This is a genomic window from Christiangramia qingdaonensis (genome assembly GCF_048381525.1).
In the GTDB taxonomy this organism is placed as follows: Bacteria; Bacteroidota; Bacteroidia; order Flavobacteriales; family Flavobacteriaceae; genus Christiangramia.
The window spans coordinates 1,346,101-1,359,268 of record NZ_JBLWIM010000012.1; the positions used below are offsets into that span (position 1 = coordinate 1,346,101).

The 13,168-nt window shown below is 39.4% G+C and carries 13 protein-coding genes; 6 read left to right on the forward strand and 7 right to left on the reverse strand.

Translation table 11 applies throughout. The features are described from left to right. Positions 1 to 102: 102 nt before the first annotated feature. The 3 genes from ACNI3T_RS11170 to ACNI3T_RS11180 form a co-directional block, all read right to left on the reverse strand. Complete coding sequence (locus ACNI3T_RS11170; RefSeq protein WP_418227853.1) at positions 103 to 705, reverse strand: outer membrane beta-barrel protein; 603 nt, start codon at positions 703 to 705, stop codon at positions 103 to 105. Positions 706 to 837: 132 nt separating this feature from the next. After that, on the reverse strand, positions 838 to 1,791 hold the full coding sequence (locus tag ACNI3T_RS11175; protein WP_418227854.1) for a transketolase family protein: 954 nt from the start codon (positions 1,789 to 1,791) through the stop codon (positions 838 to 840). 33 nt (positions 1,792 to 1,824) lie between these two features. Next, positions 1,825 to 2,670 carry a transketolase gene (locus ACNI3T_RS11180; protein WP_418227855.1) on the reverse strand — a complete coding sequence of 282 codons (846 nt, stop codon included), beginning with the start codon at positions 2,668 to 2,670 and terminating at the stop codon, positions 1,825 to 1,827. Positions 2,671 to 2,836: 166 nt separating this feature from the next. On the opposite strand from ACNI3T_RS11180, the gene tgt reads away from it, so the two are divergent. From tgt to ACNI3T_RS11210, 6 genes are all read left to right on the forward strand, one after another. Continuing rightward, positions 2,837 to 3,967 (forward strand): tRNA guanosine(34) transglycosylase Tgt, encoded by a 1,131-nt coding sequence (tgt, locus tag ACNI3T_RS11185; RefSeq protein ID WP_418227856.1) that lies wholly within the window; start codon positions 2,837 to 2,839, stop codon positions 3,965 to 3,967. Between the two features lie 9 nt (positions 3,968 to 3,976). Then, on the forward strand, positions 3,977 to 5,053 hold the full coding sequence (locus ACNI3T_RS11190) for an LptF/LptG family permease (protein WP_418227857.1): 1,077 nt from the start codon (positions 3,977 to 3,979) through the stop codon (positions 5,051 to 5,053). Positions 5,054 to 5,148: 95 nt separating this feature from the next. Beyond that, positions 5,149 to 6,102, forward strand: coding sequence for an acetyl-CoA carboxylase carboxyltransferase subunit alpha (locus ACNI3T_RS11195; protein ID WP_418227858.1), 954 nt, complete (start codon positions 5,149 to 5,151; stop codon positions 6,100 to 6,102). Positions 6,103 to 6,271: 169 nt separating this feature from the next. After that, positions 6,272 to 7,819 (forward strand): replicative DNA helicase, encoded by a 1,548-nt coding sequence (gene dnaB / locus ACNI3T_RS11200; RefSeq protein WP_418227859.1) that lies wholly within the window; start codon positions 6,272 to 6,274, stop codon positions 7,817 to 7,819. A gap of 139 nt (positions 7,820 to 7,958) precedes the next feature. Then, positions 7,959 to 9,146, forward strand: a complete 1,188-nt coding sequence (locus tag ACNI3T_RS11205; RefSeq protein ID WP_418227860.1) for an asparagine synthetase B — start codon at positions 7,959 to 7,961, stop codon at positions 9,144 to 9,146. A gap of 9 nt (positions 9,147 to 9,155) precedes the next feature. Continuing rightward, positions 9,156 to 9,587, forward strand: a complete 432-nt coding sequence (locus ACNI3T_RS11210; protein ID WP_418227861.1) for a secondary thiamine-phosphate synthase enzyme YjbQ — start codon at positions 9,156 to 9,158, stop codon at positions 9,585 to 9,587. 72 nt (positions 9,588 to 9,659) lie between these two features. Here ACNI3T_RS11210 and rplT read toward each other — a convergent pair whose 3' ends face one another. The 4 genes from rplT to thrS all read right to left on the reverse strand — a co-directional run bounded on the left by rplT (position 9,660) and on the right by thrS (position 12,897). Next, entirely contained in the window at positions 9,660 to 10,004 is a 345-nt protein-coding gene (gene rplT / locus ACNI3T_RS11215; RefSeq protein ID WP_026914511.1) for a 50S ribosomal protein L20, read from the reverse strand. 133 nt (positions 10,005 to 10,137) lie between these two features. Continuing rightward, positions 10,138 to 10,335 (reverse strand): 50S ribosomal protein L35, encoded by a 198-nt coding sequence (rpmI, locus tag ACNI3T_RS11220; RefSeq protein ID WP_141878381.1) that lies wholly within the window; start codon positions 10,333 to 10,335, stop codon positions 10,138 to 10,140. Between the two features lie 36 nt (positions 10,336 to 10,371). Further along, a complete protein-coding gene (gene infC / locus ACNI3T_RS11225; RefSeq protein WP_084509743.1) occupies positions 10,372 to 10,923 on the reverse strand; it encodes a translation initiation factor IF-3 in 552 nt (183 codons plus the stop codon). A 27-nt stretch (positions 10,924 to 10,950) separates the two neighbouring features. Further along, positions 10,951 to 12,897 carry a threonine--tRNA ligase gene (gene thrS, locus ACNI3T_RS11230; RefSeq protein ID WP_418227862.1) on the reverse strand — a complete coding sequence of 649 codons (1,947 nt, stop codon included), beginning with the start codon at positions 12,895 to 12,897 and terminating at the stop codon, positions 10,951 to 10,953. Positions 12,898 to 13,168 lie beyond the last annotated feature (271 nt).

A 13,168-nucleotide genomic window follows, 5' to 3' on the forward strand; every position in this document is an offset into this window, starting at 1 on the left:
ATTACGATTATACCGAATCAAGTTTATAAGTCAGGTAGCGAACTAAAACAAAAACCCGGAATCTCTTCCGGGTTTTTTTATTACTATAAATCTAAATTTCATCTAGAGCGAATACGCTACACTCAGGATCCATTGTGATGGTCTTGAATCTATAGTGAAACCACTATCGGCAGCAAGATTTCCACCCAACGCCTGGTTATCCTGAAAAGCTCCTTCATATCGAATATCGAAACCAAGCCTGCCTAAATCCAGACCTGCTCCTAATTGATAGCCAACGCTAATCTCATTTTCCACATCACCAATACTCAAATTGGTATTTTCCAGTTCATTTTTCAGAATATATTGAAATGCGGGACCCGCTTTGATATTTAGAGGTCCTAGTACATTAATTCCTAAAAGTACAGGAGCATCTATCTTCTGAAGCTTATAATCAAATTGTGAATACTCGGTGTTCATTTCTGTATAAACCAATTCCGGGCGCAGAAAGATTCCCAGTATTTCGAACTGTCCAGAAAATCCTGCATGAAATCCGGTCTTGTTTTCTCCATCTTCAAATGAATCGCTAAAATCATCGGTTAGACGGCTAATAGATTCGTATTCTCCGGTTGCACCATAATTTAATCCACCTTTGATCCCAAAACTTACATCCTGTGCAGAAATATTCAGCGCACCGATCATTAGTGCAAACATCATTAACTTTTTCATAGGTCTAATTTTATCTTATTTCAGGCTATTATAACGCCTTGGGTTTGATGTTTATTTCAGTAAAAGTAGAAAAGCCTTCCGAAGATAAACTTCAGAAGGCTTTAATATGCTGACTTCTATGTTATAGAAGTATTATTTTCTTTTAATAGCTTTTTCCGCAGCCTTTACAATAGCAGCTGCATTCAAACCATATTTTTCCATCAGCTGAGCAGGAGTTCCGCTTTCCCCGAAGCAATCTTCAGTCGCCACGAATTCCTGAGGTGTAGGATGGTGAGAAGCCAGAGTTCTGGCAACACTTTCACCAAGGCCGCCAAGGAAATTATGCTCTTCAGCAGTAACCACACATCCAGTTTTCTTAGCTGAAGCGATCACAGCTTCTTCATCAAGTGGTTTGATCGTATGAATGTTGATCACCTCTGCACTAATACCCTTTTCATTCAGCTCCACAGCCGCTTGAATGGCTTCCCAAACTAGATGACCAGTTGCAATGATGCTAACATCGGTACCTTCATATAGATGCACCGCTTTCCCGATCTGGAAATCCTGATCATCTTCAGTAAAATTAGCAACCTTTGGTCGGCCAAATCTCAGGTAAACAGGACCATCGTAATCTGCAATCGCCTTGGTAGCAGCTTTGGTCTGGTTATAATCACAGGTATTGATCACCGTCATTCCAGGTAGCATTTTCATCAAGCCAATATCTTCAAGGATTTGGTGAGTTGCACCATCTTCTCCTAAAGTAACTCCGGCGTGACTCGCACAGATCTTCACATTCTTTCCAGAATAGGCAACACTTTGTCGAATCTGGTCGTAAACTCTACCGGTAGAGAAGTTTGCGAAAGTTCCTGTAAACGGAATTTTTCCACCAATGGTCATCCCTGCTGCCATCCCGATCATATTCGCTTCAGCAATACCAACCTGGAAAAATCTTTCAGGATGATTAGCTTTGAAGTCGTCCATTTTCAGGGATCCCGTAAGATCGGCACATAATGCAACTACATTCTCGTTAGATTGGCCAAGTTCTGTCAAGCCATCTCCAAAGCCAGATCTGGTATCCTTACTTCCTTTATTTATATATTCTTTCATGATATTCTTAATTTTGATTTTAATGAATTCGGCTTAGTAATCACCAAGGGTTTCAGGGTTCTGAGAAAGTCCTTTTTCCAACTGCTCGTCGTTTGGAGCTTTCCCATGCCATGCGTGCGTATGCATCATGAAATCGACACCATTACCCATTACCGTGTTCATTAAAATACAGACTGGCTTTCCTTTTCCAGTTCTGGTTTTAGCTTCTTTAAGTCCGTCGATCACCTGTTGAAGATTGTTTCCATCTTCAATTTCCATCACGTCCCAGCCAAATGCTTCAAATTTAGCTCCAAGGTTTCCTAGCGGAAGTACTTTTTCTGTACTACCATCGATTTGCTGACCGTTAAGATCTACTGTAGAAATAAGGTTGTCTACTTTATTTCCGGCAGCGTACATGATCGCTTCCCAGTTCTGACCTTCCTGCAACTCTCCATCACCATGAAGAGTGTAAACTATATGATCATCATTATTAAGTTTCTTGGCCTGAGCAGCACCAAGAGCAACGCTCATTCCCTGTCCCAGAGATCCTGAAGCGATTCTAACTCCAGGCAATCCCTCATGAGTTGTTGGATGTCCCTGTAATCTTGAATCAATTAATCTAAAAGTACTGAGTTCTTCTACCGGGAAATAACCACTTCTGGCTAGAACGCTGTAGAAAACCGGGGAAATATGACCATTGGAAAGAAAGAACAGGTCTTCTCCTTTACCATCCATGTTGAAGCTGGTGTTGTGATCCATAACTTCCTGGTAAAGAGCCGTAAAAAATTCAGCGCAGCCTAAAGAACCTCCAGGATGACCAGAGTTTACTTTATGCACCTGTCGCAGAATATCGCGGCGAACCTGAGTGACAAAATCTTGTAATTCGTTGATGTTTGGCATTTTATAATGTGTTGTTTCGTTGCCGCAAAAATAAGCGATTTAAAGCCTTTGACAAAGCAACCATACCCCAGTTATTAACTTTTTCAGCAAAATACTAACAGGCTCTGCGAACTGTGTCTTCCATTTGAGTTTTGAATGAGTATCTTTGCAGCGATTAAACAGAACTATGAAATTTGAACTTTTATCTACCGACGCCGGTAGTAAAGCACGTGCCGGAAGTATTACCACAGATCATGGCAAGATCGAAACACCAATTTTTATGCCGGTTGGAACGGTAGCTACCGTTAAAGGTGTACATCAACGTGAATTGAAAGAAGACATCAATCCAGATATTATACTGGGAAATACCTACCACCTGTACCTTAGACCTCAAACGGAGATTCTCAGGAAAGCCGGTGGACTTCATAAATTCATGAATTGGGATCGAAATATCCTTACAGATAGTGGAGGTTACCAGGTTTATTCCCTTTCAGCAAGAAGAAAGATCAAAGAGGAAGGAGTGAAGTTCAAATCTCATATTGATGGTTCATACCATACGTTTACTCCTGAAAATGTAATGGAAATTCAGCGTAGCATTGGAGCCGATATTATAATGGCTTTTGATGAATGTACTCCATATCCATGTGATTACAATTATGCAAAGAGATCTATGCATATGACGCATCGCTGGTTGGATAGATGTGTCAATCACCTGGAGAAAACACCTGAAATTTATGATTATAAGCAAACACTTTTCCCGATCGTACAGGGGAGCACCTATAAAGATCTTCGGAGGCAATCTGCGGAATATATCGCAAATGCCGGGGCTGAAGGAAATGCGATAGGGGGATTATCTGTAGGAGAACCGGCAGATGAGATGTATGCTATGACTGAAGTGGTTACTGCAATACTACCGGAAGATAAGCCACGTTATTTAATGGGAGTGGGAACGCCAATTAATATTCTTGAAAATATTGCCCTTGGAGTAGATATGTTCGATTGCGTGATGCCAACAAGAAATGGACGAAACGGTATGTTATTTACATCACACGGGACCATTAATATCAAGAACAAGAAATGGGCAGATGATTTTTCTCCAATAGATCCTGAGGGTGTTAGCTTTGTAGATACGGAGTATTCTAAAGCCTATGTTCGACATCTATTTACAGTAAATGAAATGCTTGGCAGGCAAATTGCAAGTATTCATAATCTTAGTTTCTACCTGTGGTTGACGAGAGAAGCCAGAAAGCATATATTAGCCGGAGATTTCACACAGTGGAAAGATAAGATGGTAAAACAAATGGATAAACGATTATAATTCCGGAATTTGAAAATTCTCGATTGGTATATACTTAAAAGATATCTGGGAACCTTCAGTATGATGCTGTTGTTGTTCATTCCAATTGGTATCACTGTAAACCTTGCTGAAAAGATCGATAAGATCCTGGATAATGAAGTGCCTTTTATTGAAGTTGCCTATTACTATCTGGACTTTACCATCTACTTTGCAAACCTCTTATTTCCTATATTTCTATTCTTATCGGTCATCTGGTTCACCTCGAAACTGGCCATGAATACCGAGATCGTTGCTTTTTTAAGTAGCGGTGTTTCCTTCTATAGATTTCTGAGGCCTTATTTGATAGGTGCAACCATAGTTTGTGTTGGTGCATTGATTCTTTCCATGTATCTCGCACCTCAGGCCAGTAAAGGTTTCAATGAGTTTAAATACAGGTATTTAAAACACGGGCAGGAAACCAGGGAAACTAACGACGTTTACCGGCAGATCAATGATAACGAGTTCATCTACGCCAACCACTTTTCACCAAGTTCAAATTCTGCACGTAACTTTACGCTGGAACACTTCGAGGATAACGAGTTGAAATTCAAGATCAGCGCTTCAAGTTTACGCTATAATCCAGAGGACAGTACGTACAGGCTTACTATGGCAGATAAGCGAATTATTGGAGCCAGAGGAGATAGCATTTTTAACTATAGAACCCTGGATACGATCCTACCATTCGAATTCGATGAACTTACACCTGAATCTTATATCGCTGAAACATTAAATTATACTGAATTAAAGGAATTCATCTCCAAGGAAAAGAGAAGAGGTTCGGGGAATATTAGCAGGTATGAAGTAGTGGCTTATAAGCGGTGGAGCATTCCTATTTCAGCTTTTATTCTAACAATAATTGCCGTTGCAGTTTCTTCATTCAAGAGAAGAGGAGGAATGGGAGTGAACCTTGCAGTGGGAATATGCCTGGCTTTTATTTTTATCTTTTTTGACAAGGTTTTCGGAACTATGGCAGAGCAGTCGACGTTCTCGCCCTTGATAGCTGTATGGTTTCCTAATATAGTATTTGGGATACTGGCCATCGTGCTTCTTATTCGCGCGAAGCGTTAATCCATATCTGTTGAAAATTTAAACTTTATCAGCCATTTCTATCCTTTCAAAGTTGTTATATTTGTGAGCTATTTAAATTAATAACCATAAGAAATATGGAGTATTTAGAATTTGAACAACCTATCAAGGAGCTTGAGGAACAATATGCCAAAGCCTGCAATATTGGACAGGAAAGTGATGTAGATGTTACGGCAACCTGCAAGCAAATTGAGAAGAAACTTGCTGAAACCAAGAAACAAATCTATAAAAATCTTACTCCCTGGCAGAGAGTACAACTTTCCAGGCATCCTAACAGACCCTATACCTTAGATTATATAAATGCTATTTGTGGAGATACTTTTCTTGAATTGCACGGTGATCGTAATGTGAAGGATGATAAAGCAATGATTGGTGGTCTTGGAAAGATTGATGATCAAAGTTTTATGTTCATTGGTCAGCAGAAAGGTTATAATACCAAAACAAGACAGTACCGTAATTTCGGGATGGCCAATCCTGAAGGGTATAGAAAAGCGCTTCGTTTAATGAAGTCTGCTGAAAAGTTTGGTGTTCCAGTAGTATGTCTTGTTGATACTCCTGGCGCATATCCTGGTCTGGAAGCTGAAGAGCGCGGACAGGGTGAAGCGATCGCGAGAAATATTCTTGAAATGACAAGATTAAAGGTGCCAATTATCGTAGTTATTATCGGTGAAGGTGCCAGTGGTGGAGCATTGGGAATAGGTGTTGGAGATAAGGTACTGATGCTGGAAAATACCTGGTATTCCGTGATCTCTCCTGAAAGCTGTTCTTCTATTCTATGGAGAAGCTGGGAATACAAAGAAATTGCCGCAGATGCCTTGAAACTGACTTCTATAGATATGAAAAAGCAGAAGCTCATCGATGAGATCGTGAAAGAACCTTTAGGAGGTGCTCATAGCAATCGTGAAGAGATCTTTAATACGGTAAAATCTTCAATTACCAAAGCATATTCTGAATTCAGAAACTTATCACCAGACCAACTGGTAGAAAATAGAATGGATAAATATTTAGACATGGGAGTGTTTAAAGGCTAACTGCTTTATTTATACATCATCGTTAGAAAATCCGGCAGTCAAATTCCGGATTTTTTTGTCTTATTAACACAAAATCGAAGTTATCAACAGGTAAATTGTTCATTACCTGTTGAGTACCTCAGGGCAATCTACTTAAGATTATCTTAACATTTTATTTACTTTCGTATCTATGGAAAAAATAAGCTCCCCCCAGAACATATCCTATAAAAAAACAAATGTGGTAAGCCTTGAAAAAGGTAAAGTTCCGCCTCAAGCTGTTGATTTAGAAGAGGTTGTGCTTGGTGCAATGATGATCGACAAAAAAGGAGTCGATGAGATCATTGATATTTTGGTACCGGATGCCTTTTACAAGAATTCCCATAAGTTGATCTATGATGCCATTAAAAAACTGTTCGATGCCTCTGAAGCGATTGACTTATTAACCGTTTCTAACCAACTTAAGAAAGATAAGGTGTTTGATAAGGTTGGAGGAGACTATTATCTTATTCAGCTTACTCAAAAGGTGTCCAGTAGTGCGCATATAGAGTTTCACGCGCGTATCATTTTACAGAAGTATATTCAGAGATCATTGATTAAGATCTCCAACGAAATAATTGAGGAAGCCTTTGATGAAGGTTCAGACGTATTTGACCTTTTGGATTCTGCAGAATCTAAACTTTATGAAGTAACTCAGGGGAATATTAAGCGATCCACCGAAACTGCGCAATCTTTGGTGATCCAGGCAAAGAAGAAGATCCAGGAGATCTCCAACAAAGAAGGTCTTAGTGGAGTTCCTTCAGGATTCGATAAACTCGATGATCTTACTTCAGGATGGCAACCTTCAGATTTAATTATCGTTGCCGCCCGTCCAGGTATGGGTAAAACGGCGCTTACCTTATCTATGGCGCGAAATATTGCGGTAGATCAGGGTTTTCCGGTAGCATTCTTTTCTTTAGAGATGTCTTCGGTACAGTTGATCACTCGTTTGATCTCTTCTGAAACCGGACTTTCTTCAGAAAAACTTAGAACAGGTAAACTGGAGCAGCACGAATGGGAGCAATTAAATGTAAAAGTGAAAGATCTTGAAAAAGCACCTTTATTTATTGATGATACCCCGTCACTTTCCATTTTCGATCTACGTGCAAAAGCCAGACGACTTGCCTCCCAGCACGGGATAAGACTTATCGTGATAGATTACTTGCAATTAATGACTGCAGGTGGTGGGCAGAAAGGTGGAAATCGTGAACAGGAGATTTCCATGATTTCCAGAAACCTGAAAGCTCTTGCAAAAGAACTCAATGTACCGGTAATCGCCCTTTCGCAGCTTTCTCGTGCGGTTGAAACACGTGGTGGAAGTAAACGACCACTACTATCCGACCTTAGGGAATCTGGAGCGATCGAGCAGGATGCAGATATTGTATCCTTTATTTATCGTCCAGAATATTATAAGATCGAGGAGTGGGATGATGAAGAAAGAACCCCTACGCAAGGTCAGGGTGAATTTATTGTTGCAAAGCACCGTAATGGTGGTCTGGAAAATATTCGCTTAAAGTTTATTGGAGAACTCGGTAAATTCGATAATTTAGAAGACTTTAGTTTCCCTTCTGAAATTCCTTCTAGTATGAATAGCGGAGATGGGGATGACTTCGGAAGTTTCAATTTACCAAATCCTAGTGCAGATGAAGCATTTGGAAGTTCAATGAATAGTGAGGATGATGATAGCGACGTTCCATTTTAATGATCTTAAACTGAAAAATATCAGCAAGAACAAACATTTAAAATATATTGTAAAAAGCAAAGTACTTCAAACTACTTTGCTTTTTTTGTTTCTCTTGTTCACCTGTGCTACTGCAAATGCCTCAAAAGTTCTTATACCGATGGATGCGAGTACACAAAGTGATCATTTGAAGGCATACGGAATGGTGTATTTTTCTCTTCAGAAAAGTTTCAAGGTGAACTGGCTGCTGAATTACAGAGGAGGTTCCTTCCTCGTTTCAGATCATCCAGATCTTCGGAAAGAATGTAAGATTCGTGGTGTGTCTTTCGAGATCATCAGTGATCAAAAAGCTGAAAGTATCCTACAGGAAATAAGTAGTCCTTCCCAGAATATGGAATCAGTTCCGCTGGAAAAGGCACCTAAAATTGCAGTTTATAGTCCGCAGGGAAATAAACCCTGGGATGATGCCGTTACTATGGCACTTAGTTATGCTGAAATACCATATACTACCATCTACGATCGAGAAGTTCTGGCAGATGGCCTGCTCTTGTACGACTGGCTTCACCTGCATCATGAAGATTTCACCGGACAATATGGAAAGTTTTATCGCAGTTTTAAAACTACTCCATGGTATATAGAAGACAAGAGGCAAGCTGAAAGACTGGCAAGAGAGCTGGGTTATGAAAAAGTATCAGAAGAGAAACTTGCGGTGGCCAGGAGAATAAGTGAATATGTAAAAGGTGGCGGTTTTATGTTTGCCATGTGTAGTGCCACAGATAGTTTTGATATCGCTTTGGCGGCAGATGGGGTAGATATCGCAGAAGCAATGTTTGATGGTGATCCAAGTGAACCGGCTTACCAATCTAAATTAAATTATGATCTCAGCTTTGCGTTTACCAATTTTATTTTGGAGAGAAGCCCGTTGGTTTATGAATTCTCTAATATTGATATGACTTCGAAACGACAAATGATCGAAAAAGAAAGTGATTATTTTACTTTGATGGACTATTCGGCGAAATGGGATGTGGTGCCTACCATGCTTACACAAAATCATACCCGACTGGTAAAAGGTTTTATGGGACAAACAACAAGTTACGATCCGGAAACGATCAAACCTGGGGTTTTAATAATGGGCGAATCCAAACTGAATGGTGAAGCCAGATACATCCATGGGGTGAAAGGCAAGGGATTTTTCACCTTTTATGGAGGACATGATCCTGAAGATTATCAGCACAGGGTAGGGGATCCAAAAACCGAACTACAGTTGCATCCAAATTCGGCAGGATACCGGCTTATTCTTAATAATGTGCTATTTCCGGCAGCTAAGAAAAAGGAACAGAAAACTTAACAAAATTGAATGGAAATTTATCAGACTGAAATGCGCTTAAAACCACGCAAACGTGGTTTCCACTTAATTACCGATGAAATTTTAAATCATTGTTCAGAAATAGAAGACTTCAAATTCGGATTCTTACAGATCTTTATCAAACATACCTCTGCTGGATTAACGATTAATGAGAATGCAGATCCAACTGTAAGAGAAGATTTCCGTAGTCATTTTGACAAAATGGTACCGGAAAATCAGGAGTATTACAAACATACTACAGAGGGAAGTGACGATATGCCTGCGCATATCAAATCTTCACTTACCGGGCCTTCTTTGCAAATTCCTATTACTAATGGTAGTTTGAACATGGGAACCTGGCAGGGCATATATTTGTGTGAACATAGAAACTCCGGAGGATCGAGAAAACTTGTACTAACGATCTATGGAGAGGAGGATATCTAGATTCATTTTCGGATTAATGGAAAACAAAAAATCCCGCAATTGCGGGATTTTTCTATAAGAGAGTATAATTGTTTATTTTACTTTTTCTACAATCGCTTTGAAAGCCTCTGGGTGATTCATCGCCAAATCGGCAAGAACCTTACGGTTCAATCCAATCTCACTGGTTTTGATTTTCCCCATAAATTGAGAATAAGATAATCCTTCTTGTCTGGCTGCTGCGTTAATACGCATTATCCACAAAGAACGGAAGTTACGTTTCTTAGCTTTACGGTCTCTGTATGCATAAAGCATCGCTTTATCAACCGCATTTTTAGCAACGGTCCAAACGTTTTTACGACGTCCGAAATATCCTTTTGCTTGCTTTAAAACTTTTTTTCTACGTGCCCTTTTGGCAACTGAGTTTACTGATCTTGGCATATTTTAAATTTTTTTGTAGTAGGCGGTCGTTTACCGACACTTTCAACTTAAACTTATCCTGAAGCACTATGCCCAGTCTAAGTGTTGCCCAACTCCATGGTTAAATAATTAATTAAACCTCAAGAGCTTCAATTTACTTTAAACGTAATTGAAGTTTGATATTTTGCTTATCTGCATCATGTACCAAAGTACTGTGAGTTAAGGCTAGCTTACGTTTCTTAGACTTCTTTGTTAAGATATGACTCTTAAACGCGTGCTTTCTTTTAATCTTACCTGTACCTGTTAGCTTGAAACGCTTCTTGGCACTGGATTTAGTTTTCATCTTAGGCATTACTGTCCTCTTTTTATAATTAACTCTCTTATTCTCTTATTTCGATTTCTTGGTAGGAGAGAGAAACATTGTCATTCTCTTTCCTTCAAGTTTTGGCATCTGTTCTACCTTTCCAAGTTCCTCAAGATCCTGTGCAAGTCTAAGAAGAAGAATTTCTCCTTTATCCTTGAACACGATAGATCGTCCTTTGAAAAATACAAAAGCCTTTAGCTTTGCACCGTCTTTCAAGAATTTCTCTGCATTACGTTTCTTAAACTCGTAATCATGATCATCTGTATTGGGACCAAATCGAATTTCTTTAACAACTACCTTACTGGCTTTAGCTTTCATGGCCTTTTCACGTTTCTTTTGTTCATAAAGAAACTTTTTATAGTCCATTACTTTTACCACTGGTGGTTTTGCGTTCGGAGAGATCTCTACTAGATCAAGACCCTGTTCCTCTGCAATTGCAAGAGCTTTCTTTACAGGATATACATCCATCTCTACGTTATCACCAACCAGGCGTACTTCGTCTGCTCTGATCTTCTCGTTGATTCGGTGCTGCTCTTCTTTTTGTCGACCGAACCTGTTCGGTTTTTTTCTACGTATAGCTATGGCTTAAAATTTTAATTAAACTTATGTTTTGAAAGGCTTTAAGGTACTACTGATTTCTGTATTAATCAAATCTGCAAAATCATCGATCTTCATCGTTCCCAAATCTCCTTCACTATGCTTACGAACAGAAATCGTACCATCTTTGGCTTCCTGCTCGCCGACAATCAACATATACGGGTATTTGTTTACTTCGGCTTCCCGAATCTTCTTCCCGATGGTTTCGTTTCTATTGTCTACAAGAGCGCGAATTTCGTGATTTTCAAGTAAATTTAAAACTTTTTGTGAGTAATTTTCATATTTCTCACTGAGTGAGAGAATAATAGCCTGTTCCGGCATTAACCATAGTGGAAAATTACCACCGGTATGTTCCAGTAGAATTGCTATAAATCTTTCCATACTTCCAAAAGGAGCACGGTGGATCATGACTGGTCGATGTGACTCATTGTCACTTCCTTTATATGTCAGGTCAAAGCGCTCTGGCAGATTGTAGTCTACCTGGATGGTTCCAAGTTGCCAGCTTCTTCCGAGCGCATCCTTGACCATAAAGTCAAGTTTTGGTCCGTAGAAAGCTGCTTCACCTTTTTCGATCACATAATTAAGACCTTTTTCTTCCGCAGCACTTAAAATGGCCGACTCAGCTTTTTCCCAAACATCATCAGATCCTATATACTTATCTTTCTTCTCAGGATCCCTTAGAGACACCTGCGCGGTAAAGTCATCAAAACCTAAAGATGAGAATACATATAAGGTAAGGTCAATTACTTTTTTAAATTCTTCGTCCAGCTGCTCCGGCATACAGAATATATGGGCGTCATCCTGAGTAAAGCCTCTAACTCTGGTTAAACCATGCAATTCTCCACTTTGCTCATACCTATATACAGTACCAAACTCCGCAAATCTCTTCGGAAGGTCACGATAACTCCAGGAATTCGCATTATACATTTCACAATGATGCGGGCAGTTCATAGGCTTTAGTAGAAATTCCTCTCCTTCATTAGGAGTCGTTATTGGCTGAAAGCTATCTTCCCCGTATTTAGCATAATGACCAGAAGTTACATAGAGTTCCTTATGACCAATGTGCGGACTTACGACCATTTCATAGCCTGCTTTCTTCTGAGCCTTCTTTAGGAAATTCTCGAGTCTCTCTCTAAGAGCTGCACCTTTCGGAAGCCATAATGGTAATCCCTGTCCAACTTTTTGTGAAAAAGTGAATAGCTCCAGTTCCTTCCCTAATTTTCTATGATCTCTTTTCTTGGCTTCTTCCAATAGAGCCAGATATTCTTTTAATTCTTTTTGCTTCGGAAATGATATACCATATACTCTGGTTAATTGAGGATTGGTTTCATCACCTCTCCAGTATGCGCCGGCAACACTCATCAATTTTACCGCTTTAATGATTCCTGTATTTGGAATATGACCACCGCGGCAAAGATCTGTGAAAGTATCATGATCACAGAAGGTGATTTCACCATCAGTAAGATTTTCGATAAGCTCTACTTTAAAAGGATTGTTCTCCTTCTTGTAGAATTCCAGCGCATCAGCTTTCGAAACTGAACGCAGTGCAAAATCATGTTTACCACGGGAAATTTCCAGCATACGATCTTCGATCTTCTTGAAATCATTTTCTGAGATCTTATTCTCTCCGAAGTCTACATCATAGTAGAATCCTCTATCAATCGCTGGTCCTATAGTAAGCTTGGCTCCCGGGTACAGATCCTGAATAGCCTGAGCCATTACGTGAGAAGATGAATGCCAGAATGCTTTTTTACCTTCATCATTAGACCAGGTGAAAAGAACAAGATCGCCATCGGTATTTAAAGGTGTTGTGGTTTCCACAGTTTCATCATTGAACTTTGCAGAAATAACATTCCTTGCAAGTCCTTCGCTTATACTTCTGGCAACATCCATTGGAGTAGTGCCTTTTTCAAACTCTTTAATACTTCCGTCTGGCAGAGTGATCTTGATCATTATATACATGTTTTACGAAGTCGCAAAGATAAGGTGTTGAGTTTGGTTGCACAATACATACTTACCTATATACTATATATAGGTGTTGATTATCTCTTCGGAAATGCATTATGAAATTATTTAGACTTTGATAATTCTGAAGTTCAACCACTTATAATTAATCTTGTACTTATTTTATATTTTTCTTGAAAAAATCATTGTGTAATTAAAATTGGGGTGTATATTTGCAGCCGCTTTGGGAGCAAGGCGTATGTTCGTTGAGAGTAGTAAT

Bases quoted from the DNA above. Each gene is read 5' to 3' on its own strand.
- thrS (WP_418227862.1), bottom strand. From the start codon at position 12,897: ATGATCAAGATCACTCTGCCAGACGGAAGTATTAAAGAGTTTGAAAAA.
- ACNI3T_RS11195 (WP_418227858.1), top strand. From the start codon at position 5,149: ATGGAGTATTTAGAATTTGAACAACCTATCAAGGAGCTTGAGGAACAA.
- ACNI3T_RS11210 (WP_418227861.1), top strand. From the start codon at position 9,156: ATGGAAATTTATCAGACTGAAATGCGCTTAAAACCACGCAAACGTGGT.
- ACNI3T_RS11205 (WP_418227860.1), top strand. From the start codon at position 7,959: ATGGATGCGAGTACACAAAGTGATCATTTGAAGGCATACGGAATGGTG.
- dnaB (WP_418227859.1), top strand. From the start codon at position 6,272: ATGGAAAAAATAAGCTCCCCCCAGAACATATCCTATAAAAAAACAAAT.
- ACNI3T_RS11180 (WP_418227855.1), bottom strand. From the start codon at position 2,670: ATGCCAAACATCAACGAATTACAAGATTTTGTCACTCAGGTTCGCCGC.
- ACNI3T_RS11175 (WP_418227854.1), bottom strand. From the start codon at position 1,791: ATGAAAGAATATATAAATAAAGGAAGTAAGGATACCAGATCTGGCTTT.
- tgt (WP_418227856.1), top strand. From the start codon at position 2,837: ATGAAATTTGAACTTTTATCTACCGACGCCGGTAGTAAAGCACGTGCC.
- rplT (WP_026914511.1), bottom strand. From the start codon at position 10,004: ATGCCAAGATCAGTAAACTCAGTTGCCAAAAGGGCACGTAGAAAAAAA.
- ACNI3T_RS11170 (WP_418227853.1), bottom strand. From the start codon at position 705: ATGAAAAAGTTAATGATGTTTGCACTAATGATCGGTGCGCTGAATATT.
- rpmI (WP_141878381.1), bottom strand. From the start codon at position 10,335: ATGCCTAAGATGAAAACTAAATCCAGTGCCAAGAAGCGTTTCAAGCTA.